At 41.6% G+C, this 23168-nt stretch carries 22 protein-coding genes; 8 read left to right on the forward strand and 14 right to left on the reverse strand.

Annotation, left to right across the window (positions count from 1 at the left end; all coding sequences use genetic code 11):
- Positions 1–67 precede the first annotated feature (67 nt).
- The 8 genes from L1D46_RS13520 to L1D46_RS13555 form a co-directional block, all read right to left on the reverse strand.
- Complete coding sequence (locus L1D46_RS13520) at positions 68–439, reverse strand: hypothetical protein (RefSeq protein ID WP_178926325.1); 372 nt, start codon at positions 437–439, stop codon at positions 68–70.
- A gap of 84 nt (positions 440–523) precedes the next feature.
- On the reverse strand, positions 524–1366 hold the full coding sequence (locus tag L1D46_RS13525) for an amidohydrolase family protein (RefSeq protein ID WP_239977674.1): 843 nt from the start codon (positions 1364–1366) through the stop codon (positions 524–526).
- Positions 1363–2088 carry an SDR family oxidoreductase gene (locus tag L1D46_RS13530; protein ID WP_130052235.1) on the reverse strand — a complete coding sequence of 242 codons (726 nt, stop codon included), beginning with the start codon at positions 2086–2088 and terminating at the stop codon, positions 1363–1365. Before L1D46_RS13530 ends, L1D46_RS13525 begins: the two co-directional genes overlap by 4 nt.
- A gap of 9 nt (positions 2089–2097) precedes the next feature.
- Complete coding sequence (locus L1D46_RS13535; protein WP_130050399.1) at positions 2098–2586, reverse strand: peptidylprolyl isomerase; 489 nt, start codon at positions 2584–2586, stop codon at positions 2098–2100.
- Positions 2587–2650: 64 nt separating this feature from the next.
- Entirely contained in the window at positions 2651–4144 is a 1494-nt protein-coding gene (locus L1D46_RS13540) for a LysM peptidoglycan-binding domain-containing protein (protein WP_239977675.1), read from the reverse strand.
- Between the two features lie 28 nt (positions 4145–4172).
- Complete coding sequence (locus tag L1D46_RS13545) at positions 4173–5159, reverse strand: MBL fold metallo-hydrolase (RefSeq protein ID WP_167658403.1); 987 nt, start codon at positions 5157–5159, stop codon at positions 4173–4175.
- A gap of 68 nt (positions 5160–5227) precedes the next feature.
- Positions 5228–5515 (reverse strand): cell division protein ZapA, encoded by a 288-nt coding sequence (locus L1D46_RS13550; RefSeq protein WP_130050402.1) that lies wholly within the window; start codon positions 5513–5515, stop codon positions 5228–5230.
- Positions 5515–5745: a DUF904 domain-containing protein gene (locus L1D46_RS13555; RefSeq protein WP_130050403.1), complete on the reverse strand. Its 231-nt coding sequence runs from the start codon at positions 5743–5745 to the stop codon at positions 5515–5517. The genes L1D46_RS13550 and L1D46_RS13555 overlap by 1 nt, the downstream gene beginning before the upstream one ends.
- Before the next feature lie 239 nt (positions 5746–5984).
- Here L1D46_RS13555 and rlmJ point away from each other — a divergent pair, with 239 nt between their 5' ends.
- Positions 5985–6824 (forward strand): 23S rRNA (adenine(2030)-N(6))-methyltransferase RlmJ, encoded by an 840-nt coding sequence (rlmJ, locus tag L1D46_RS13560; protein ID WP_239977676.1) that lies wholly within the window; start codon positions 5985–5987, stop codon positions 6822–6824.
- A gap of 57 nt (positions 6825–6881) precedes the next feature.
- Here rlmJ and L1D46_RS13565 read toward each other — a convergent pair whose 3' ends face one another.
- The 3 genes from L1D46_RS13565 to L1D46_RS13575 all read right to left on the reverse strand — a co-directional run bounded on the left by L1D46_RS13565 (position 6882) and on the right by L1D46_RS13575 (position 9260).
- Entirely contained in the window at positions 6882–7691 is an 810-nt protein-coding gene (locus L1D46_RS13565) for an META domain-containing protein (protein WP_239977677.1), read from the reverse strand.
- Positions 7692–7848: 157 nt separating this feature from the next.
- A complete protein-coding gene (locus L1D46_RS13570) occupies positions 7849–8415 on the reverse strand; it encodes an alkylphosphonate utilization protein (RefSeq protein WP_130050406.1) in 567 nt (188 codons plus the stop codon).
- Positions 8416–8495: 80 nt separating this feature from the next.
- Positions 8496–9260 (reverse strand): transporter substrate-binding domain-containing protein, encoded by a 765-nt coding sequence (locus tag L1D46_RS13575; protein WP_239977678.1) that lies wholly within the window; start codon positions 9258–9260, stop codon positions 8496–8498.
- 104 nt (positions 9261–9364) lie between these two features.
- On the opposite strand from L1D46_RS13575, the gene L1D46_RS13580 reads away from it, so the two are divergent.
- The 7 genes from L1D46_RS13580 (at position 9365) to L1D46_RS13610 (ending at position 18302) form a co-directional block, all read left to right on the forward strand.
- Positions 9365–10642 carry an HDOD domain-containing protein gene (locus L1D46_RS13580; RefSeq protein ID WP_239977679.1) on the forward strand — a complete coding sequence of 426 codons (1278 nt, stop codon included), beginning with the start codon at positions 9365–9367 and terminating at the stop codon, positions 10640–10642.
- A gap of 54 nt (positions 10643–10696) precedes the next feature.
- Positions 10697–11311 (forward strand): paraquat-inducible protein A, encoded by a 615-nt coding sequence (locus L1D46_RS13585; RefSeq protein WP_239977680.1) that lies wholly within the window; start codon positions 10697–10699, stop codon positions 11309–11311.
- Between the two features lie 43 nt (positions 11312–11354).
- Complete coding sequence (locus tag L1D46_RS13590; RefSeq protein WP_239977681.1) at positions 11355–11726, forward strand: hypothetical protein; 372 nt, start codon at positions 11355–11357, stop codon at positions 11724–11726.
- 104 nt (positions 11727–11830) lie between these two features.
- On the forward strand, positions 11831–13153 hold the full coding sequence (locus L1D46_RS13595; protein ID WP_239977682.1) for a TolC family protein: 1323 nt from the start codon (positions 11831–11833) through the stop codon (positions 13151–13153).
- Positions 13146–14603: an efflux RND transporter periplasmic adaptor subunit gene (locus L1D46_RS13600; protein WP_167658399.1), complete on the forward strand. Its 1458-nt coding sequence runs from the start codon at positions 13146–13148 to the stop codon at positions 14601–14603. The genes L1D46_RS13595 and L1D46_RS13600 overlap by 8 nt, the downstream gene beginning before the upstream one ends.
- Positions 14600–17704 carry an efflux RND transporter permease subunit gene (locus L1D46_RS13605; RefSeq protein WP_130050413.1) on the forward strand — a complete coding sequence of 1035 codons (3105 nt, stop codon included), beginning with the start codon at positions 14600–14602 and terminating at the stop codon, positions 17702–17704. Before L1D46_RS13600 ends, L1D46_RS13605 begins: the two co-directional genes overlap by 4 nt.
- 142 nt (positions 17705–17846) lie before the next feature.
- Positions 17847–18302 carry a hypothetical protein gene (locus L1D46_RS13610; protein WP_054563522.1) on the forward strand — a complete coding sequence of 152 codons (456 nt, stop codon included), beginning with the start codon at positions 17847–17849 and terminating at the stop codon, positions 18300–18302.
- 276 nt (positions 18303–18578) lie between these two features.
- Here the strand turns inward: L1D46_RS13610 and ppx are convergent, their stop codons facing one another.
- From ppx to L1D46_RS13625, 3 genes are all read right to left on the reverse strand, one after another.
- Complete coding sequence (gene ppx, locus L1D46_RS13615) at positions 18579–20066, reverse strand: exopolyphosphatase (RefSeq protein ID WP_167658397.1); 1488 nt, start codon at positions 20064–20066, stop codon at positions 18579–18581.
- Complete coding sequence (gene ppk1, locus L1D46_RS13620) at positions 20059–22140, reverse strand: polyphosphate kinase 1 (protein WP_239977683.1); 2082 nt, start codon at positions 22138–22140, stop codon at positions 20059–20061. Before ppk1 ends, ppx begins: the two co-directional genes overlap by 8 nt.
- Positions 22141–22544: 404 nt before the next feature.
- Positions 22545–23051 (reverse strand): ACT domain-containing protein, encoded by a 507-nt coding sequence (locus tag L1D46_RS13625; RefSeq protein WP_130050417.1) that lies wholly within the window; start codon positions 23049–23051, stop codon positions 22545–22547.
- Positions 23052–23168: the final 117 nt, after the last annotated feature.

The raw sequence follows: 23168 nt of genomic DNA on the forward strand, positions 1-23168 counted from the left end.
CTATTAAGTTAAATATTATATAAAAAGCCCGTAAGGGCTTTTTATATATTTACTTTTTAGGTTGAAATTAATCAACCGCTTTGCATTTAACCAAAGGCAGTGGCTCGGTTGCTTTGCTGTCTAAGTGACGAACAAAACACATTTGGTTTTTTATTAACAGCTCAAAACGTTCAGGCATATCTGGGTAAGACCCATGGTTGGACTTCTCTGGTATAGCAGCGTTATTCAAGCTTTCAATAACAAGTATGCTGCTATTGATAAACGCATCTTCGGCTACGTTAACAGGCTTACTGTGCATTAGCCTTGCTATGCCAAGTGCTATTAGCTCACTTTGCGGCTCTGTTAGCCGTGCATGTTGTAGTTTTGGAGTGGGTTCTTGCTTAGAACTACAGCCAAATAAGACACTAACTAGTAAAAGGCTGGTAATAGAGGCTTTCATTAATACTCCTGAACAAGCAAACAGATTTTAGACTTGATGCTTGTTCGCTTTATAAGTTTTAACTTTATTGAATATAGCTATTTTTTAAACAATTTGATAGATTTCACGGGCGTTTTTATAGCTTAGTTTTTGCCATAAACTCGGCTCGGAGCACAATGAGTGATAGTGATGCCAACAGTTTTCGTAACTGGTATTTATTTGGCAAACAGGGAAATTACTTGCAAACATCACACGATGTTCACCAAAGTACTTAACTAAATTATTAACCAGCCAAAGGTGTTTGTTTACGGCTATTTGCGTGAATTCTAAGCCTGAGAACTTTATCGCGATATTATCGCAGTGGCTGAGTTTAATGATTGCTTCAAGCCATGTTTTCTCATCACTAATAAAGCCTAAATGATTAATAACCACACGTAATGATGGCAGGGCTGTGCAATACTTAATAAGCTGCTCAGTTGTCTGCATGTTTTCAATTTCAAACTGTGCTTCAAAGTGTAAATTTTCGCCTGCGAGCATGGCTAGGTTGTCTTGGCAGTGAGGAGTTAATAAGCGCTTGGCTTCATCACCTTCGGTTATATCGCGAATACCAACCAAAGATGGATGATCTAACTCATTGAGTGACGCTTCAAAGTGTTTGGTAGATGCGTCAATCACACTGTAGCTGATTGCTCGATAGGGAATGTCATTTAAATGCGTTGCAAGCCAATTAAGCTCATTCACTGGCGCTTGATTATCAAAGCCAGCTTCAATATGCACCAAGGCTTCTAGTTGAAATGGACAAGCGGCTTTAAGTTCTGAGCTAGTAATTTGCTTTTTAATTTTATCTAGATTTGGCCAAGAGGGGGGATTGCTACCTTGTAGCCAAGTGTATTGACCCTCAGTGAGGTTAAAAAAGTGCACATGGGGGTCAATTATTTTGTCGCTCATTGCGTGGTGTATCCACCATCAATACTTTGTAAGCTACCAGTAATAAAGCTCGCTTCTGGGCTTATTAAAAAGTTCACCAAAGCAGCAATTTCTTCTGGTTGACCTAAACGCCCTAGCGGTTGCAGCGCGGCTTCTTCAGCAACAACCTCTGCTTTATCGGCACCACTGCGTTTACAGTAGGCATCAATCGCATTATGAAACAGTGGTGTTTCTATTGTACCCGGACACACTGCGTTAGCACGAATATTAAACGCGGCATAATCGAGTGCTGTCGTTTTTGCCATGGAAGCTAGCGCGTGCTTGGTTAGGTTATAAGCAAACGAGTTTGGTTTGCCAATAATTGCCTGATCAGAGGCAACCAACACGATACTGCCGCTTTGCTGGATTTTCATACTAGGTAATACGGCTTGAATTGCTGCATAGGCACCTTTCACATTGAGCGCAAACAGGGCATCAAACGTTGCTTCATCGGTGTTTTCAATGTTGGCACTTAGATGACGACCCGCATTAGAGATTAAGGCATCGACACGGCCCGTCTGTGCAATGATATCGGTGATAACCGATTTCACCTGCTGAGTATCACTGACGTCACAGTGGTGATAATTGCCCTCAGACGGGGTGATATCTAAGTTGTAAACGGTGTATGCTTCACGTTCTAAACGCTCTACTATAGCTTTGCCTATGCCTTTACTGCCACCTGTGACAATTGCAACGTTTGTCATCATTTACCCTTAGTGGCTGTGGCCACAACCGCCTTCACCGTGCACGTGGCCGTGTGATAATTCGTCGGCTGTTGCTTGGCGAACATTGACTACTTCAACATCAAATGTCAGGGTTTTACCTGCAAATGGGTGGTTTAAGTCACAATCTGCATTGAAGCGACCCACTTTAACGATAGTCACTTGGTGACGGCCTTGGTTAGAATGAACAATAGCAGTCATACCTGGCTTCCACACTTTTGTGTTGCCTTGTAAGTGCTTAAGTGGAATACGTTGGATTAGGTTGTCAACGCGCTCACCGTAAGATTCGCTAGGCTCAAGTGTTACGCTGAAGTTATCACCAGCTGCTTTACCTTCAAGCGCTTTTTCAAGACCCGGAAGCATGCCTTCAGTACCATGGATATATGAAAGTGGCTCGCCATCTTTACTTGATTCGACTTGCTCGCCTGCTTCACTAAGTGTGTAGTGAAATTCAACCACTGCGTCTTTACTGATTTGCATGTTATTTCTCTTTAGAATTTAAAATATAGGCGGTGATTTTACGCTAACCGTTAAGACTGAGCAATCAAGGCTTTTTCAACGAGCCTTCTATTCTTGACAGCATGGCTTCACTGGTTGGCGTTTGTCGCTCTGCAGGTTTTGCTTGCGGTAAGTGAAGTGTCAAAATCGTGCCTGGTCTTAATATGCTGGTGGCACTCAGTTTATTCCAAGTTGCAATGTCTTTGTGTGGCACGTCGTATAATTGGCTGATACTCCAAATTGAGTCACCTGGCTTTACTAGGTAATCAACCGCAATGGTTGCGATAGTTTCTTCATGCTGTTCGAGGTAGGGGCTAATATTGTAATCAACCAGTAATGATTCTGGCATGGTTTGTGGCTGTGATAAACGCAACTGCTCACCTACTTTGATTAGGTTGCTTGTTTTGCTATTGAGTGCTTTTAGATCCTTTACAGACATATTAAAGCGTCTAGAAAGACTGTAAAGAGTATCGCCTTTTTGCACTATATACTCACCAGCAAAGTTATTGCGAAACAATTTGCTTTGTAATAGCGTACGCTGGTCAAGAGGCAATAGCAGGGTATGTGGACCATTCGGGGAGCTTTGGTTTTTTAAATATCCTGGATTTAATTTATGGAGCTGGTTATGTCCCACGCCAGATAAGTTAGCTATTACTGAAAAATCAAACTGCTGGCCAACATCAAACTCAGTAGTGAGTGCTTTATTAACCAATTTAGGCCGTTTTAAGCCTTGCTCAGGATGTTTCAGTAAATAACTTAGTGCTAATAGTTTAGGAATATAATCGGCAGTTTCTTTTGGTAAAGATAACGACCAATAGTCAGTTTTTTTACCTATTTTTTTATTCTTTTCAATGGCTTTTTTTACACGTCCCTCGCCACTGTTGTAAGCGGCAAGTGCATGTAACCAGTCACCATCAAAGCGCTTGTGTAAGTAACTTAAATAAGCCAAAGCGGCATCGGTTGAGGCGAGAATATCTTGGCGTCCGTCATACCATTGATCGCTTTGTACGCCAAAATGATAAGCTGTTGCGCCAACAAGTTGCCAAACACCTACAGCATTCTTTGATGAGCTTACTGTCGGTCTAAAATCACTCTCGACAAATGGCAGCAAGGCCAGCTCCATAGGTAGCTTTTGTTGTTCGATCCGTGTCACGATATGATACAAGTAAGGTGCTGCACGTTTGTTTACTTTTATGAGGTAATGAGGCTGTTTTAAATACCATTTTATACGTGCAGAAGTATGCTTATTAGTTTGAAAGACGAGTGTTAAATTGTTGGCGATATGCTGCCAAAGATCGTTCGAACGAGGTGTTGGTAACGGAGTGTCACCAGCTGGCAGTGGCGCAACTGTAGCGGGTGGTTCAACAGCCGTTGAAGCCACATAGTCACTAGTTGCTTGCTGGGTTGCTAAGTCGGGCTCATAATGGTTAAAAACCGCTGGCCTTTCCCGCTCATCTGTTTTCTGCTGAGTTAGTTGGCATCCCTGTAGACCAATAACTAAGCTCAGCCAAAGTAAATATCTCAAACTTACTCGAGCCATATAATAAAATCCTTTTACTATTTTAGCTCTATTTTGACAACTTGCTCTGTTTTAGTCCAGCCTCTAGAAACATAGAGAAAGCCCTTTCACCTATTTCATCAAGCTGATATTGCTGTTTTATCTCGGCAGGAAAAAGCGGAATTAATTCACTAACTGATTTATCTGGCGCTGATTTTGTCATCTCTTTAATCGTTTTTAAAAACCTTAAAGGGAGCGCAAGATCTTGTGGCGATAGTGGCTTGCCATGACCAGGTAAAATAGTTACGAGCGTGGTATTTTTTTGAATATCTTGCAGTACTGTGATCCAGCTAGTAAAGGTACCATGCCCGGGGTAGGGTAAGCTGTCGACTATATCTGCGCCTAACAGAACGCGGCCTTGATCTGCACTTAAAGTAAGATCGCCTTTAGTGTGCGCTTGGTAAGGTGTAATAACTACGGGATAATCACCAAGGTCTAGCTGTGTTGATTCAGTGATGCTAATAGCCGGCGGGTTTAAGGTTAACTCCCGCCAGCGAAATAAACGCTTTTTAGCAAGTTCTAGTTTGTCACGCCAAATCACTTGTTGATCTTCTGGTTGATTGGCAAGGCGTTGATAGCTCAGCTCTATGCTTTTTTCATAGCCATCTAATTTATCAGTTAATGCTTGCTGCATGGCGGCAAACTCAGTTTCTACTTGCTGATGAACTATCAGTTTGGCTTTAGGGAATTCAGCCTGTAAAACCGCTAATCCTAGTAGATGATCATCATGATAATGACTGGCCACTAAATAACATAATGGTGTTTTTAGGTGTTCTTTTAGCTGCTCTGCGAGCATTTCTACTTCGGCAAAGTTACCGCTGGCATCAAACATTAAGGCGCACTCTTTACCTTCAATTAGCACTTGATTCGAATCGTAAAAGCGCAGTTTATTTTGTTGTTGAAGAAATTGAATTTCGGGAGTGATGCTATGCCAGCTAACGCTTGATTGGGCGCTATAGCTTACAAAAAGACAGATCAAAAAAGCACAAAATCGCATGGTGTTCCGCTCGAATAATAGTCAGTGCAGTTGATTGTAAACAAAAAAAGCGCTGGATGCGCTTTTTTCTAAATACTAAGATGTTGGCTGAGCTTATCTATTAGTTTGTCATGTTGTTGCTCTTGTTCTGCTTGTTGCGATTTAACTTCGAGTAATTCATGACTTAAATGTAATGCGGCCATCAGCAGGGCTTTTTGGTCATTTCGAACCGATGAGCGTTGTTTCATTTGCTCCACTAAGTCATTCAAATTTTGTGCAGCAGCAACTAGGGCGTGCTCTTGCCCAGGTGGGCAAGAGAACTCATGTTCTTTACCTAGTAGCTCTACGCTGACCCGCTGACTTTGTGGGCTGCTCATTAGCTAGCCTGTTGTACGCTTTGTAATTTCTCAAGCAGGCCTGTTAATGTACTGCTTGCATCTTTTTGCTTCTCTTCGTTTTCTAGCACTTCAAGTTGCAGAGTTTCGTTCTCATCTAAAAGCTTAGCTGTTTGCTCTTGTAGGCTTTTAACTTCGCTTTCAAGTTCGCTATTGCGAAGGATTAATTTGTCGATCAGTTGTTCGAGTTGGGAAAGAGTTTCGTTATTCATAAATGCGCTCATAAAACTGTGGTTATTGTCATGCAAATGTAAAGGAAAGTGTCTTGATATGCCAGCATTTACGGCTGTTTTAGCGTATTTTTATTTATTATTAAGGCTTAATTCAGCGTAATGGCTTTTTTATTCATTTATGGTTCATGGAATAGCCTGAACTTAGGATCATTTGTTGTTTATCATGTACAATAAGACTATTCATTTTTAACGCAGTTTGCATCTGGCGAATTATAAATATGCTTAGTTATCGACACTCTTTTCATGCGGGTAACCCTGCTGATGTGCTAAAACATCTTGTTCTAGCTGAAGTACTTAAATACCAAACAATCAAAGATAAGCCACTTGATTATGTAGACACGCACTCAGGTGCTGGTTTTTTTGAACTTGCAGGCAGTGACGCACAAAAAACACAAGAATATTTAGAGGGTATTGCTAAGCTTTGGCAGCATAATAGTGAGCATGATGCACTTAATGAATATATTGAGCTAATTAAATCATTTAACCAAAACGGTAATTTAGATTTTTACCCAGGTTCGCCAAAAATTGCCGAGCACTTTTTGCGTCGCCAAGATAACGGTTGGTTTTTTGAGTTACACCCACGAGATCTACAATTACTGCAAGACAATATGAAAGGTAAACGTTCTATTCGTGTTCGTGGCGAAAACGGCTTTCAAGGCTTAGTTGGTTTGTTACCTCCAGCGTCACGTCGAGCTTGCGTGCTTATTGACCCTCCATACGAAATTAAAAACGACTACGATACGGTCGTTAACACTCTTGTTAAGGCGCATAAACGCTTTGCAACGGGAACATATATGATTTGGTATCCGGTTGTTGACCGTGAACGAATCGATAGAATGGAAGCGGGTTTAATTGCATCGGGTATGCGTAACATTCAGCTTTTCGAGCTCGCAACAGAGGCCGATACTGACGTTCATGGAATGACAGCGTCGGGTATGATAGTGATTAACCCACCATGGAAATTAAAGCAAACAATGGATGCGGTATTACCAGAACTTGTTTCATTATTAAGCGACAGCAGTGGTTTTTATCGTAGCGAGCAATTAGTTGAAGAATAATTCTTTTTCAATACAAAAACGCCCAGCAATTGCTGGGCGTTTTTAATTTTACCGCTATTAATTCATGTAAGTAGCTGCAAAGGTCGCTAGTGGCTCGTCACTATCATCTAGCAAGGTTAATTGCTCACCATTGATAGAGTATTTAGCAGTGGCTGCTAGTGTTGCTGACATGGCTGCTTCGATATCCATTTGTGCTACACACATTCTTTCGGTGATAGCTAATGGTTTGAAGGTCAGCATTTGCTCATTAACTTCGTAATTACCTGAGAAGTTATTACAGCCTAAGTAACCACTGGTTGAACCATCGTCTTTAAACTGCACGAAGGGTTCTTTATTTTCAACAGTGATTGTTTCACCGCTAATTGTAACTGCTTTCCAGTAGGTATTTGTTAAAGTAACATCGGGTTTTTTAGCCGATACTTTTGTCACTGTTACCTTGTAAACATCGCCCGATACATCTTCAGCAAATGGGTTATTGTGAGTGGTGCTAATGTAAAGTAATTTACCTTGATTCTCTATGCGCGCACTTACACTATAACGGTGACGGTCAGCAATTTTGCTTTCATCATATTCGAGTTCCACGCTGTATGGTGGGGCGCCGTTTAATTCAATTTCTTGTTCGCTGAGTACGTCAGCTTTGGCATCCATTTTTGAAACATCAGCCAACTGTACTTTTAATACCGAACCAGGGGGGAGCATGCTACGGTCTAAATAAGTAACTTGAGTATTTAGGGTTTTCATTGTTGATTGTTCAGCCTGTGGTGCACCTGAGTCTTCACCACAACCTGTTAATACTAAGCTGCTCCCTAAGATCATTAAACTGCATAGAGAAGCGCGTTTGAAAGATGAGATGGTATCCGAAGCCATGATTGTTTCCTTGCGTTTTTAGGGGTATGCGTCTTTGTTTTAAAGTTAGCATAAAGTTCGCTGACTTAATCATAGCTTAATTAACAAAAAATGGGCACTAGGCCCATTTTCGTCATAACGAGTCGCTTTATGAAAATAAAGCGTATTAGAGTAATCGTTACTTTTTCACGTATTTGGTGAGGATAACAATTCGCTGCCCGTCAACACGACCTTCGATGTGCTCAGGGTTGCTTGTTAAACCGATGTTTCTTACTGCTGTGCCACGTTTAGCAACAAGGCTACTGCCTTTAACATCAAGATCTTTAATTAGAGTTACAGTGTCACCTGCTTGAAGTACAACGCCATTACTGTCGATGTGTTTAATATCATCGTCTTCCGCAAGTGCTGTCTGTGCCCACTTTAGCGTGTCTTCTTCTAAATAAATCATGTCTAGAGCATCTTGTGCCCAGCCGTTATCAGCCGCTAAACGTTTTAACATGCGATAAGCCACTACTTGTACTGCAGGTGTTTGACTCCACATACTATCATTTAAACAATGCCAGTGGTTTGCAGTTAGATCGGCATTATTCTCAATTTGATCTTTACAAGTTTGGCAAACATAAATGCATTTATCAGAATGAGCCTCTGTAACAGGTGGCACCTCGTAAACAGATAGGTTATCTGTAGCGGTGCAAAGTTCACATTGGTTATTACTGCGTTCGATTAGTGCTTGTTCAATGCTCATAGGAGACTCTTTTTAGTTAACAAGGTAAGAAAAACAGCGCGCATTATAGCAAAAGCAGGTCCAAAGCGAAATATCCCTAATTATTGTAGGGATATGCTTTTTGTGTATTTATTGATTATGGCATCTAAGCTGCCAGAGTTTTTAAGCTCTTTAATAGCTGCATTTATTTTTGGTAGCAATAGCTGATGTTCACTACGCAGGCGAATTTTTAAGTTTCCCAGCGAATGTAAAGCGCCAAAGCCAATATCAACATTAAATTGCTCAGCCCAGTATTGTGCCGGAAGTTTGTCTATTATGACAACTTCGATACGCTGCATTTTTAATGCTTTTATTAGTTGTTTTTCAGAATGAAAATCAACGCGCTTAAAGCGATTGTCATCGTAGTAGTAATAGCCTAAGACAGTACCCACTGGCTGATTATTAATATTGTTAAGTTGCTGCCATTGAGTCACAGAGTTTTTTAAACTGACCAGGTACTCCTCAATGACAAACAGGGTGTCTGAATAAATAAATTGCGGGTTTTGTTTTTCTGCTTGGCTTAGCCATTCAGGGCTAAGAACATCAAAGTCGATGTCTCCTTGGTGTAGGTATTTTACAGTCCTTTTAGCAGGAAGTTCGATATGCTGCACTTGAATATCAGCAAGCTGCATAACTTGCTTAATCATTTCGGGTAGGATCCCAGGGGTGTTGTTGTCGTTGATGTAATAAGGATAATAGTTACCCGAGCCAGTAACATTGTATTTTAATACCGGTTGCTGCTCAGCAAAAACTACTGGTGAGAGCAAAAGTAAAATTAATAAAGTCGAGTTAAAAAAGTTCAATGGTCTGATTGAATACGTTTTCATGTACCTAGTTTGGTTGGGTTTTTGTTTTTTAGCAAGGTAAACATCTTTCACTATACTTATAACAATAGTAATGTGGAGATAGCCACATCTAAGTGAGAAGTAGAATGTCAGAATTAAGTATTGAAGGTAACAAAAGTCAGAGTGTGACTCAGTATATAGCACGGCAGCCAATATTTAATGCTGATAGAAGTTTGTATGCATACGAATTACTGTACAGAGAATCGAGCGACAATGTTTTTCCGGTAGGCACGAGTGATGGTCAAGCGACAGGGCGGCTGTTTTTTAATGCGTTGATGCTGATGGGGCTCGAAAAGCTAACGGGGTTTCAACCCGCGTTTATCAACCTATCAACCGACGCTATTTTGGATGACTTTCCAAAGCTGTTGCAACCACGCAGTGCGGTTATCGAAATCGTTGAACGAGCGACGAGTATTCCTAAAGTAGTGAACCGCGTTAAGCAGTTAAAGCAAGAAGGCTACTTGTTCGCTTTAGATGATTACGATGGCACTGATAAATGGCAAGATATCTTACCTTTGATGGATTTTATTAAGCTTGAAGTAACGCTGCCAATTATCAAAACCAACATGATGATCAAAAAACTAAAACGCAGCTTCCCTGATACCACTATCATAGTTGAACGTATTGAAAATTATGAAGACTTTGAGCAGTTAAAAACCGCTGGTTGTGATCTGTTCCAAGGGTACTTTTTTGCCAAACCAGAACTTTTAAGTTTTGGAAATGTTGAACCATCAAAAGTTGCCGTACTTGAATTACTCAATTGCACCGCACAAACTGATTTAAATTTTGATGCTATTCAACAACGAGTTGCTAAAGATTTAGGGCTTACCGCACGCATTTTAAAGTTAGTTAATGCGCGAGCTAGCAGCACCCAACAAACTATTCGTTCGATCTCGCAAGCGGTTATTTATCTTGGTGAAGATGCGATTAGGCAATTTGTGCGTGTATTAGCACTTAGCGAATTAGGTAATGATAAACCGCAGGAGCTGACAAAACTTGGTTTAACAAGGGCAAAATTTATCTCTTTGATGCTTGAGCCTGGTGGGAAAGAGCTTGCTGAGCAAGGGTATTTGGTTGGGCTACTTTCTGTGCTTGATGCTATTTTAGATATGGAACTTGATACCATAGCAAAAGAGTTTTCGCTTGGTAGTGAGCTCTCTAGCGCTCTTTTAAACTTTAATGGGATGCAAGGTGCAAGCTTACAACTCACGAAAGCGGTAGAGGAAGAGCAATGGGAAACGGCTCATGAGTTGCTAATGATGATTCGTCCTGCCTCAAAAATGGATGTAGTTTTTCAAGCCATGTACGATGCTCGTGCATATGCAGATGACGTTTTCGTAAGCTTATCTTCGGTTACAGACTAAAAGTGCAGAGTTCGCTATGATGCGGGCTCTGTGTATCAAAAAGGTTTGTAAATAATGCGTTTAGCTTTACAGGTAGTGACCATCTTAGTTGCTTTGGCGTTACTTATACCAGGAGTAACCCAGCCGGTACTTACCCTTGAAGGAAAAATCGATAAATCTAAGCTTGCTAAAACAGGTATTGAAATGATTGCCGATGAAGGCGACCGGAATACCCGTAGTGTACTAATGATGGCATCAAGCATGTTGGGGCTTGATAGGCTTGAAGGTGAAATTGATGCCTATAAAAAAACACGCAGCATTTGGGGTACCGTGAATGAGCTTGCTAATAACAAAAACTACCTTGTCGCCGCGCTTGTTGCCGTGTTCTCCATAGTGATCCCCACTTTAAAATTGCTGATGCAATTGTTTTATTGTTTCTTACCTATGAATAAAATTAAACATTTACTCGGTCAACTCATACAAGGACTAAGTAAATGGAGCATGGTCGATGTGTTTGTGATTGCATTGATCGTGTCTTATTTAGCTGGCAACGCCGATGGGCAAATGGGCGAACTTATAAAAATGCATGCCGAACTGGGGGATGGATTTTGGTATTTTACTGGTTACTGCCTGTTTGCTATTGCTGCCAGCAAAAGTATTAAAATAGATAAACCCTTGTCGAGCGCGTAAATTTCGGGCTACAATTTGGGCAATTAATTTTTAAGGTATGATGATGACGCGACTTTCAAGCTACTTATTGATAGCTATGATGCTGCTCACTTTTGTGGGTCAGTCAGTTGCGTCTGTTGCTATGGTATGTGATATGCCACATGGCAGCATGCAAATGGATCATCATGCTAATATGAATGCTGACAGCGACATGAGCGACATGAGCGACATGAGTGATATGGATTGTTGCCATGAAGATGCAATGGATAACAGCGATTGCGCGTGTCCGTTTAATGCCTGTACAGCTCACTCACTCCTTCCGTTAAATGATTTAGTTGTTAAATCAATTAAGCAATCCGAAAAAGTCACAGTGTTAGGCGCCAGCCAGCTTAGTTTCCACGCAAGTTCTTTATATCGTCCACCTATTACTGCTTAAGCAGGATAGGTCTGTCTAAAATTCAGTAAAACGCTGAAATACACCTCATTCTGCACCCAAAATCTATTGTTTTTTAACCATTTTTAAGATTTTTGGAGCATGTGATGACTCACAGCAAATTGATTAAGGCGCTTTCTCTAGGCGTAGTATTGATAACCACAAGTTTAGTGAAAGCAGAGCCGTTGGCACTCAATCAGGTGATTGATTATGCACTGACTCACGAACCTTGGTTGCAGGCGAATAAATACCAGCAGCAGGCGATAGAAGCGCAAAGTATTGCTGCAGGCACTTTACCAGACCCAGTATTAACTGTCGGACTAATGAATTTACCAACCGATGGCTTTGCCTTTGATCAAGAAGGTATGACGCAATTTAAAGTGGGCTTGTCACAGCAGTTTAGTCGAGGTGATAGCCTTGCCTTGCAGCAGCAGGCATTAAGGCAATCAGCTGAGCAATATCCTTGGCTTAGAGCAGATCGTCAAGCCCAGGTTAAAGCCATTGTTAGCGAAGCCTGGCTAAATGCCTATCGCGCGCAAAAAAGCATTCAATTAATCAACCAAGATAAAGCTTTATTCAATCAATTAATTGATATTACTGAGGCAAGTTACGCCAATACACTTGGTGCGACTCGCCAGCAGGATATTATTCGCGCTCAACTAGAGCTCACTCGTCTTGAAGATAAGCTAGTGATGTTAGAGCAGCAGTTTGATAGTGCCAAAAAGCGACTAGCTCAATGGCTACCGATTGACATGTTAAACGGTGCTGTAAGCGATGAAAATATAAAGGTGGCCGCATTAATGCCTTATCAAGAGCTTGCTCCATCAGGGGTGATAGAAGTGTTGATGGCTCATCCCGCAATTATTGCTATTGAGCATGCTTTGCGTGCTAAGAATACACAAGTGCAAGTGGCAGAAGAAGCGTATAAGCCTCAATTTGGAATGAACCTAGGCTATGGCTATCGTGAAAACACGCCTATGGGGGACTCGCGCGCTGACTTACTCTCAATAGGGGTTAGTGTTGATTTACCTCTCTTTACAGATAACCGTCAGGACCAACAAGTTAATGCTGCGATAGCTAGTGCAGAGACGGTAAAAACTAACAAACTTATTACCCTACAAAAACTACAAGGTCAGTATTTTAAAGAGTTAAGCCAGTTAAGCCGGCTAGCCCAGCGCAAAGCGCTGTATCAGCAAAAGCTATTACCGCAAATGGCAGAGCAAGCTGAGGCGACATTAAATGCTTACACTAACGATGCTGGTGACTTTTCAGAAGTGATGCGTGCACGCATCAGCGAACTTAATGCGAAAATTGATGCGTTAAATATCGAAGTAGATAAACAAATAACCCTCGCTCGCCTTAACTATTACGCGGCGGCAAAGGATAGCCAAATAAATGCGGCACAAAGCCAAGGAGTTACCTATGAATAACACAGTCAAATTAGTTGTCGCTTTGGCGGTAGGTGCTGCATTGGCAACGGCTGTAAACAAACTTGCTGAGCCAGATCATGCAACTATGCCTAGCGCTGAAAAAAAACCGCTATATTGGGTGGCACCTATGGATAGCAACTACCGTCGTGATGAGCCAGGTTTATCGCCGATGGGTATGGAATTGGTGCCTGTTTATGAGGAACAAAGCAGCGCTGAAGACAGCCCAGGTACTGTGAGAATCTCACCAGCCGTAGTGAATAACTTAGGGGTAAGAACAGCGCCAGTGCGTTTTAAATCATTACAAAGCACAGTTGATACGGTTGGCTATGTGCAATATGACCAAGACCAATTAGTGCATATTCATCCTCGTGTCGAAGGCTGGATCGAAACTTTATATGTAAAGGCTGCGGGTGACCAAGTTAAGCAAGGCGAGCCTCTTTATACCTTGTATTCTCCACAGTTAGTGAATGCACAGGAAGAGCTACTGCTTGCCCTCAAACGTAACAATGCAGTACTTATTCGTGCGGCTAAAGCGCGCTTAGCCTCATTAAATGTTTCTGGCGATTTTATTGCGCGATTAGAGCAAAGCCAAAAGGTTAGGCAAAACATAACCTTTTATGCCAAGCAAAGTGGCGTATTGGATGAGCTAAATATCCGCGAGGGTTTTTATGTGAAGCCGGGCACCACCATGATGAGTATCGCTCACCTAGAAGAAGTGTGGGTTGAGGCAGAAGTTTTTGAGCGTCAAGCTGGCCTTATTCATAAAGGCTTGCCAGTTACCATGAGCTTAGATTATTTACCGGGTAAACGTTGGCAAGGGAAGGTCGATTACATCTATCCAACCCTTGATGAGAAAAACCGTACTCTTCGTGTACGCCTTCGCTTTGCTAACCAAGATGGCCTACTAAAACCGAATATGTTTGCTGAAGTGAGTATTATTACTAAGCCGACTGAGCCGCAATTAGTCATCGCAAAAGAAGCGGTGATCCGCACTGGTAGCCAAGACCGTGTCGTGATTGATTTAGGCGAAGGCCGCTTTAAGTCAGTCGCTGTGACGTTAGGCCGCAGTGATAATCATGACGTCGAGATTTTATCAGGCTTACTGAAAGACGATAAGGTGGTTATTTCAGCGCAGTTCTTAATCGACTCAGAATCAAGCAAAAGCTCTGACTTTATGCGTATGCAAGAACCAGATAGTGACAGCGCAATGGTGAATGGCGTGATCAACAGCATTGACCGTGAAGCCAGAACTGCTGTAATCAGTCGTGAAGCCATCCCCAAGTGGGGCCGAGAGGCCGCAACCATGGAATTTCACTTTTCGCCGCGCATTGATATGTCTAGTTTGCAAAGCGATGATGAAGTGCATTTTACTTTTAAGTTAGTGGACGGTGAGTTTATGATTTTTGACATCATGACCATGAGCCATCCTATGCAAGGAGAAATGCAATGATAGCAGCCGTGATCCGTTGGTCAGTCGGGAATCGCTTCTTTGTATTACTGCTGTCTTTAATGTTGGCAGGTTTTGGGGTTTTTTCTTTAAAGAATACCCCAGTTGATGCCTTACCTGACTTATCTGATATACAGGTTATTGTAAAAACCTCTTACCCAGGACAAGCGCCGCAGGTAGTGCAAGACCAAGTGACGTTTCCGATCACTACGGCAATGTTGTCGGTGCCGGGGGCTGAAACGGTCAGGGGTTTTTCGTTCTTTGGTGACTCTTACGTGTACGTTATTTTTAACGAAGATACCGACCTTTATTGGGCTCGTAGTCGAGTACAAGAGTATTTGAGTCAAGTAAGTGCTCGCTTACCCGATTCAGCTAGGCCAGAACTTGGCCCAGACGCAACAGGTGTGGGTTGGATTTACCTTTATGCGCTGGTGGATAAAACTGGCAAACACGATATTAGCCAGCTACGAAGTCTGCAAGATTGGTTTTTAAAGTTTGAACTGCAAACTGTGCCAGGTGTATCAGAAGTGGCTTCTGTTGGTGGTATGGTTAAGCAGTATCAGGTTAATGTCGACCCCGACAAATTACGAGCATATGGTATTCCACTGAGTTTAATTCAAACAGCGATTAAACAAGGTAACCAAGAGCGCGGTGCCTCAGTGGTCGAAATGGCTGAAGCCGAATACATGGTATCAAGCACAGGTTATATTAAAGGTGTTGCCGATTTAGAAGCCATCCCACTTGGTACCAATGCCAATGGTACACCACTGCAATTACGCGATGTGGCCGATATTAAACTTGGGCCGCAAATGCGCCGTGGGATTGCCGAACTTAACGGCGAGGGCGAAGTGACAGGTGGTGTGGTGGTGATGCGCTTTGGAGAAAACGCTGAAGCGACCATCAAATTAGTAAAGGAAAAGCTAGAGTCGCTCAAAAAAGGCCTGCCAGAGGGCGTTGAAATCATCCCTGTGTACGACCGTTCAAACCTTATTACACAGGCACTTGATAACTTAAGTTCAAAACTAATTGAAGAATTAATTGTCGTGGCCTTAGTGTGTGTGGTGTTTTTATTCCATATACGTTCATCGATAGTTGCCATTATCACGCTGCCAATGGGGATTTTAACGGCTTTTGTGGTTATGTATTGGCAAGGTATAAATGCCAACATCATGTCGCTTGGCGGGATAGCGATTGCGATTGGTGCAATGACAGATGGCGCTATCGTGATGATAGAAAATATGCATAAACATATGGAGAAAACTCCACTGACCGACGAAAACCGCTGGCAAGTAGTGATGGACTCAGCCGCAGAAGTGGGGCCCGCGTTATTCTTTAGTTTATTAATTATCACAGTCAGTTTTATGCCAGTGTTTATTTTAGAAGCACAAGAAGGGCGTATGTTCTCGCCGCTGGCTTACACAAAAACCTATGCAATGGCGGCCTCGGCTGGTCTAGCGATTACACTGGTGCCGGTATTAATGGGCTACTTTATTCGCGGTAAGGTTATTTCGGAGCAGAAAAACCCTGTAAACCGCTTATTGGTGGCAGCGTATAAACCCTTGTTAAATGCGGTGTTAAAAGCGCCGAAAACAACACTGGTACTGGCTTTAGTTTTGGCAGTTATCGGCTTTTACCCGGTTAATAAAATTGGTAGTGAGTTTATTCCTCCTCTTGATGAGGGGGACTTGATGTATATGCCAACTACTTATCCTGGTATTTCAATTGGTAAGGCCCGTGAAATTTTACAACAGACCGACAAATTAATTGCCAGTGTGCCAGAGGTTGAGTCGGTATTTGGTAAAGTTGGTCGTGCAGATACTGCGACAGATCCAGCGCCGCTAACCATGATCGAAACCTTTATTCAGTTAAAGCCAAAGTCACAGTGGCGCGAGGGTATGACAACCGAGAAACTTAAAAAAGAGCTCGATAATCTGGTTAAGTTCCCAGGGCTCACCAATGCGTGGGTTATGCCAATCAAAACGCGAATCGACATGCTTGCCACTGGTATTAAAACGCCTGTGGGGATCAAAGTTGCAGGGCCAAAGCTGAGTGAAATTCAAAAAATCGGTGAGCAAATTGAAGTCATCTTAAAAGATTTACCGGGCACAGCTTCGGTTTACTCAGAGCGCGTTGCCGGTGGTCGCTACATCAAAGTCGATATCAACCGTGAAAAAGCAGCACGGTACGGTTTGAACATTGCTGATGTGCAACAGGTCGTTGCCACCGCTATCGGTGGTATGAATGTGACCGAAACGGTTGAAGGGCAAGAGCGTTACCCTGTTAACTTGCGTTACCCGCAAGATTATCGTGACTCGCCAGAAGAGCTTAAGTTGTTACCCATTGTGACGCCAAATGGACAACGTATTGCATTGGCTGACGTTGCTCATGTTTTTATTGAAGATGGTCCGCCGGGTATTAAAAGTGAAAATGCACGTATCAATGGCTGGAGCTTAATTGATATTGAAGGCAGTGATATCGGCAGTTATGTTGAGCATGCGCAACAAGCACTGCATGAGCAACTCGAGCTACCTGCTGGTTACTCAATTACATGGGCGGGGCAATATGAATATATGGAGCGCGCAAAAGCCAAACTCAGTTACGTATTGCCACTAACTTTGGCAATTATTGTGGTGCTGTTATATCTCAATTTTAGAAGTTTTATTGAGGTGGCAATGATCATGCTGACCTTACCACTTGCGATGATAGGCGGTATTTGGTTGATGTACCTTGAAGGCTTTAATTTCTCGGTCGCTGTTGGGGTTGGCTTTATTGCCCTAGCAGGGGTTGCCGTAGAAATCGGCGTGATCATGCTGGTTTATCTCAATCAAGCGTATCAAGATGCCAAAGCGCAATCAGCACAGTTTACGGTTACAGAGCTGCGCCAAGCAATTATCAATGGTGCAGGCCTTCGGGTTAGGCCTGTGATGATGACAGTTGCCACTATTATCATAGGTTTATTACCTGTGCTGTATGGTACTGGAACGGGAAGCGAGGTGATGAGCCGAATTGCAGCGCCGATGGTTGGCGGGATGCTCAGTGCCATTGTTTTAACGCTACTCGTGTTACCTGCACTTTATTTTATATGGCGTAAACGCCACCTATAAATTTTACAGTCAGTGTGTAACTTGTACGCTTTTACTTGCTTCAAGTTACACTTTTTATTTTTAAGGCGCTGATAATTAATGTTTTTTCTAATGGTGTGATTTATGCAAAGTCATATTAAATTGATTTTGATAAGGAATACACATGCAAGTTAAAACAATACAACAAGTTTATGATTGGACCGTGTTATTTCATACTCAAATGGCAGCCAATTTCCACAGCGTTAAAGATTTACTGGACGAGCATAATCAAATGCTGGTGGATTATTATCTGCAATATGAGAAGAAACTAGCAGAAGATCTCGTTGGCTTTAAAGCAATTACTGAGATAAACACGCTAGATACGTATTGCTATGAGTATTTTGCTGAAAACCCTGAGCTAATTACCTTCAACGATATCAGCACAGATCAGCAAATTGATGAAAAGGCGATTCAGGTTTACTTAACCACGCAACACCAAAAAGTAATCGACTTATACGAGTACTTGGTATCGCGCGCTGATACAGAGCAAAGCAAAGAAAAGCTTGAGCGATTGCTAGAGCTTGAGCATCAAGGCCTTAAGCAAATGATGCAAAGCTCAAACCGCCATATGGATATGTAGTATACCCAAACCACCTCAAGATGCAGAATTCAGCGTTTCACAGGTGCTTAATATCAAGGCGTTACTTTGCAAGAATGGCAGTCCCTTTTAAGAAGTAACAACGATGAGAGTAAGTACCTGTGAAGCGCCCAACGGGTTGGTTTAAAAGCGATTTATACTGCGTTATTGATCTTAACAATAGAACCACTATTACTTGCAATCAATGCCTTGCCTAAATCGCTTTTAATTCCAACTGAAACTTACATCTTGAGGTGGTTTGGGTATATATTAATCAGCTTAATGAAAATCGAGTAAGAAGCCGACCTTCTTAAGGTATTTTTGCTCTTGCTGTAAGTCAGCTAAAAGCAAGGTATGTTCTTTGAGCCACTTATTGTGAAACTTTAGGAACATACTATTTTGCTTAGCTGTTATCTCAAGCTTAAAACCTTGATCGGTAATACGCTTTTGATTCAACAGTACCGCTAAGCGCAAAATCACAATAAGTTGTAATATTTCATAATGCTGCATTGTATGCAGTGCCGGAAACTCTTCTAAACGGATCTTTTTCCGATAAAAGCGGATCATGCAACTGAGCAAGGTTTGCTGTTGCTGCGTAAACCCTGGTAATTGGCTATTCGCAACGATATACGCACTATGCTTATGTATTCCTGATGAATTTACCCCTAAGCCAATTTCATGCAGCTGCGCGGCCCAATCCAGTAAGTTGATATAGTCCGGATCAGTAAATTGCCATGCACCTTTTACTTGTTCAAACAGCCATTTTGCAGTTTTAGATACGCGGTTAGCATGCTCTTTATCTATGGCGTTACGTTCAGACAGGTTCTCTATGGTATTAGTGCGAATATCTTTATGGGCGAGCTTTTGCTGCATTTCATGAAGTAAACCTTCACGAAGAGAAAAGTCGCTGTATTGCATTGCTTCTATTTTAAATAGCTTAAATACTGCAATCAATATCGCTAAACCACCACAAATACTGACTTGTCGCTCAGCTGTGAGACCTTCAATTTGTAGCGCCTGAATTTGTTTAGCAGCAATAAACTGGGTTTTTAATTCTAGTAATCTCTCAAGCGTGATTAACTGTTGCTCGGCATCATTGGCGTTAATCATGGCAAGGATTGATTTAATTGTGCCAGATGTCCCTACTACAGATTGCCAGCCAGCCGATAAGTAGTTGGCAAAGATCACTTCGAGTTCTTGTTCTGCGCGAACCTCTGCTTTATCAAAGCGCTTAGCTGTAATTTGCCCATCAGCGAAAAACTGCTTGGTATAGCTGACACATCCCATGTTTCGGCTAGCTAGTAGCTTGTGTTTAAAATGTTTGCCAATTATGAGCTCAGTACTGCCACCACCAATATCAATAACTAAGCGATTTTCATCATGATGAATGTAATGGGCGACACCTTGATAAATTAAGCGCGCCTCTTCTTGCCCTGAGATCACTTCAATCGGGTAATTAAATACCCTACTTGCTTGGGTTAAGAACGAATGAATGTTTTTAGCGCGGCGTAATGTGTACGTCGCGGCAACTTTGACATTCTCGATGGGAAAGTCCTGTAAGGTGGTCGCAAATTGTTTAAGGATGGCTAGAGCACGTTCAATAGCTTCTTGGCTTAAGTGATTTTTATCATCCAAACCGTCAGCTAAGTAAACGCGCTGCTTTTCTTTGTGTAAGATCTGCAAAGAGCCATCGACCTCTCTTGCCACCACTAAATGAAAACTGTTTGAGCCTAAATCAACGGCAGCTATTGAGGGATAATCATTCATTATTATAGTTACTTTCCCATTTTTTAAGGTGGTCATAAATGGCAATTTGTGAGCGAATTTTCTTACGATTACCACGGCGCACATAGCTATTTTTTTGCTCACTATCGATTATGCGTGCTTTTGTTCTATCTTTAAACTGTAGTTCAAGAATATCAATGATAAGCTGTTTTAATTTTTTATCATAAATTGGAGTGGTCACTTCAACACGATGATCTAGGTTACGGGTCATCCAGTCAGCTGATGAAATATATACTTTTTCATCACCATTATTATGAAACACCATAACCCGCGGATGCTCTAAAAAGCGGTCAACGATACTAATGATACGAATGTTATCATTTGCGACAGAGGGTACTAACGAACACATACCACGCACTATAATACGAATTTTTACGCCACGTCTTGCGGCAAAATAAAGGTGATCAACCAGCTCTTTATCGACAAGGTTGTTTATTTTTAAAGTAATTCGCCCAGCCTTACCGTGCTCTACATTGCTAATTTCTGCATCTATCAGTGAGATGATAGTTTGCCTTGCATTGACTGGCGAGATCATCAAATGATCAAACTGAAATGGCTTATAACTACTTTCAATGAATTTAAAAACGCTATCGCATTCTTCGCTAATACTTTCATGCTTAGTGAATAAGCTAAAGTCAGTGTATATTTTGGCTGTTTTTTCGTGAAAGTTACCTGTGCCAATGTGTGCGTACTTCACTATGTTGTTTTTTTCTTTACGGTGAATGACACATAACTTGCTGTGTACTTTAAGTGCTGGGATACCAAAGATCACTTTAACACCAGCATTACTGAGTGTTTTTGCCCATTCGATATTATTTTGTTCATCAAAGCGCGCTTTAAGCTCGACCATGACAGTTACATGTTTGCCATTTTTGGCGGCATTAATGAGCGTAGAAACTAGACGAGACTGACTGGCTACACGGTAAATATTGACCTTAATTTGTGTCACATCCGGATCAAAGGCTGCTTGGCGTACAAACTCAAGTAAATGGTTAAAAGTGTGATATGGGTAATACAGCAAAATATCTTGCTCTGAGATGGCATCAAACACACTCGAGTGATTATTAAAGGCCGTGCTTTGTAACGCTGGTAGTGGTTTGTTTTCTAAGTACTGGCGGCCAACATTCGGAAACGCAATAAAATCGCGGAAGTTACGGTAACGACCACCGGGGATCAGCGCATCATGTTGACTAATATTAAGGCGTTTTTTCATCACTTTAAGCATTTCAGCTGGCATACTTTCGTCATAAACAAGACGCACAGGTTCAGCATAAATACGTTGCTTTAGTCCTTTCGACATTTTATCGAGCAAGCCTTCTTCAAGCTCGTCATCTAAATTGTACTCGGCATCACGAGTTAGTTTAATGGCATAACATTGAATATTATCAAAGCTAAAGAAGCTGCTAAACACATCGCGAATAAAGTAGGCGATGATGTCATCAAGCATCACAATAGTTTTATGACGGCGTGTTTTCTCTGGTGGCAAAATAACAAAGCGAGATACGCGGTCAGTTGGCACCTCCATCATGGCATAATGACTTTTTTGATTGGTCATTTCGACAAACAAATAGGTCATGGTGTCGTTTATTTGATCTGAATAGTCTTTCTTTTCAGTGAGTAAAATTGGCAGTATATGTTGTAGCACATTGTCGTGGAAAAACTTTTTCAGCCAGGTTAAATGAAATTCAGATAGTTTCTCTGGTAGCTCTACGTGAATATTGTGCTCGTTTAAATCATTCAAAATATCTTTATGAATTTGATTAAACTTTTTACCAAGCAGTAGCACTTTACTTTGGATCTGATGAAGTAGTATTTCGTCTTCTTCAAAGTTCGCATCAGGAATTTTATTAAGTAAAATTCGACGCTTTACATCGGCTACACGTACTCTGAAAAACTCATCCATGTTGTTTGAGTAAATACCTAAAAAGCGCATGCGCTCAATAATCGGGTTCGATTTATCTTTGGCTTCTTGCAGCACGCGTTCATTAAAAGACAGCCAACTAAGCTCTTTAGCAAAGTAGTTTACAGCTTGAGAAGAAGAATGTGATGCGTTCATCTGGTTTTCCAACGTTTATAACTAGTTAGAATATAGAGGATGCAGATGACGGTTGTATTAAAATACTCAAGCTGCCTCTAGATACCGTTTCAGTTGGAATTAAAAGCGATTTAGGCAAGGCATTGAATGCAAAGAATGGTTGCTCCCTTGTTAAATTCAATAACGCAGAATAAATCGCTTTTAAACCAACCCATAGGGTGATTCTCTGGGGCTTACTCTCTGCGTTGTTACTTTTTAAAAGGGAATGCCATTCCTGCAAAGTAACGCCTTGATATTAAACCCCAGAGAAACGCTGAATTCTGTATCTAGAGGTAGTTTGAGTATTAAACATGTCGGTTTTGTGACATGTATGTCATTAATTTTAAAGCTTAGTTTAAGCTCGGATGTCCCTATAAACTTGTTTGTTATGCGTCCTCAATATCAACAATTAGGTCTGTGGTAATAGACTCAAGTGCAGTGATTACTTCGTCTTTGTTCATGCCTATTGGTAAAGCAACGGTGGCAACAGCACTAAAAATAGGTACCCCCCAGTTAGGTGCACTTTGTTGTTTTGAATTTAGATGAGTGATATTCGCACCTTTATGGCGAATAACGCTGGCTAACTCTTGCACAATGCCTGGTCTGTCATTTCCTGTGATAACAAAATTAATCTGTTCAGACTTTTCTTCAGGTAGTATTTCGGCACCGCGTTCAATTCTAATTTCTAAATACGGCAGGCTATGTAGTGCATCTTGCAGCTCTTGCAGATGTTCTTCGGGGACTGCGGCTTCAATAATTCCTGCAAAGTGGCCTGCAAGATGGCTCAAGTTACTGCTTAACCAATTACCATGGTGGTTTAAAATCGTAGCTGAGAGGTCTTCAACCAGGCCGGGTTTATCTGGTCCTAAAATAGTAATTACTAACTGCTTCATACTTATATCTCTATAAAAATGCCTCTGAAAAATGCGAAAAAAGGAAGGAGGCGTTGGTTTAAAAATGATTCTTATTGTCGAAAAAATAAGTCCTATTGAGTATTGATGTAGTTTTAT

The organism is Pseudoalteromonas sp. Isolate3 (assembly GCF_022398505.1).
Lineage (GTDB): Bacteria > Pseudomonadota > Gammaproteobacteria > Enterobacterales > Alteromonadaceae > Pseudoalteromonas > Pseudoalteromonas apostichopi.

What these genes read in the sequence shown, in the direction of transcription:
- L1D46_RS13520 (WP_178926325.1), bottom strand. Translation starts at nt 439, where the DNA reads ATGAAAGCCTCTATTACCAGCCTTTTACTAGTTAGTGTCTTATTTGGC.
- L1D46_RS13525 (WP_239977674.1), bottom strand. Translation starts at nt 1,366, where the DNA reads ATGAGCGACAAAATAATTGACCCCCATGTGCACTTTTTTAACCTCACT.
- L1D46_RS13530 (WP_130052235.1), bottom strand. Translation starts at nt 2,088, where the DNA reads ATGACAAACGTTGCAATTGTCACAGGTGGCAGTAAAGGCATAGGCAAA.
- L1D46_RS13535 (WP_130050399.1), bottom strand. Translation starts at nt 2,586, where the DNA reads ATGCAAATCAGTAAAGACGCAGTGGTTGAATTTCACTACACACTTAGT.
- L1D46_RS13540 (WP_239977675.1), bottom strand. Translation starts at nt 4,144, where the DNA reads ATGGCTCGAGTAAGTTTGAGATATTTACTTTGGCTGAGCTTAGTTATT.
- L1D46_RS13545 (WP_167658403.1), bottom strand. Translation starts at nt 5,159, where the DNA reads ATGCGATTTTGTGCTTTTTTGATCTGTCTTTTTGTAAGCTATAGCGCC.
- L1D46_RS13550 (WP_130050402.1), bottom strand. Translation starts at nt 5,515, where the DNA reads ATGAGCAGCCCACAAAGTCAGCGGGTCAGCGTAGAGCTACTAGGTAAA.
- L1D46_RS13555 (WP_130050403.1), bottom strand. Translation starts at nt 5,745, where the DNA reads ATGAATAACGAAACTCTTTCCCAACTCGAACAACTGATCGACAAATTA.
- rlmJ (WP_239977676.1), top strand. Translation starts at nt 5,985, where the DNA reads ATGCTTAGTTATCGACACTCTTTTCATGCGGGTAACCCTGCTGATGTG.
- L1D46_RS13565 (WP_239977677.1), bottom strand. Translation starts at nt 7,691, where the DNA reads ATGGCTTCGGATACCATCTCATCTTTCAAACGCGCTTCTCTATGCAGT.
- L1D46_RS13570 (WP_130050406.1), bottom strand. Translation starts at nt 8,415, where the DNA reads ATGAGCATTGAACAAGCACTAATCGAACGCAGTAATAACCAATGTGAA.
- L1D46_RS13575 (WP_239977678.1), bottom strand. Translation starts at nt 9,260, where the DNA reads ATGAAAACGTATTCAATCAGACCATTGAACTTTTTTAACTCGACTTTA.
- L1D46_RS13580 (WP_239977679.1), top strand. Translation starts at nt 9,365, where the DNA reads ATGTCAGAATTAAGTATTGAAGGTAACAAAAGTCAGAGTGTGACTCAG.
- L1D46_RS13585 (WP_239977680.1), top strand. Translation starts at nt 10,697, where the DNA reads ATGCGTTTAGCTTTACAGGTAGTGACCATCTTAGTTGCTTTGGCGTTA.
- L1D46_RS13590 (WP_239977681.1), top strand. Translation starts at nt 11,355, where the DNA reads ATGACGCGACTTTCAAGCTACTTATTGATAGCTATGATGCTGCTCACT.
- L1D46_RS13595 (WP_239977682.1), top strand. Translation starts at nt 11,831, where the DNA reads ATGACTCACAGCAAATTGATTAAGGCGCTTTCTCTAGGCGTAGTATTG.
- L1D46_RS13600 (WP_167658399.1), top strand. Translation starts at nt 13,146, where the DNA reads ATGAATAACACAGTCAAATTAGTTGTCGCTTTGGCGGTAGGTGCTGCA.
- L1D46_RS13605 (WP_130050413.1), top strand. Translation starts at nt 14,600, where the DNA reads ATGATAGCAGCCGTGATCCGTTGGTCAGTCGGGAATCGCTTCTTTGTA.
- L1D46_RS13610 (WP_054563522.1), top strand. Translation starts at nt 17,847, where the DNA reads ATGCAAGTTAAAACAATACAACAAGTTTATGATTGGACCGTGTTATTT.
- ppx (WP_167658397.1), bottom strand. Translation starts at nt 20,066, where the DNA reads ATGAATGATTATCCCTCAATAGCTGCCGTTGATTTAGGCTCAAACAGT.
- ppk1 (WP_239977683.1), bottom strand. Translation starts at nt 22,140, where the DNA reads ATGAACGCATCACATTCTTCTTCTCAAGCTGTAAACTACTTTGCTAAA.
- L1D46_RS13625 (WP_130050417.1), bottom strand. Translation starts at nt 23,051, where the DNA reads ATGAAGCAGTTAGTAATTACTATTTTAGGACCAGATAAACCCGGCCTG.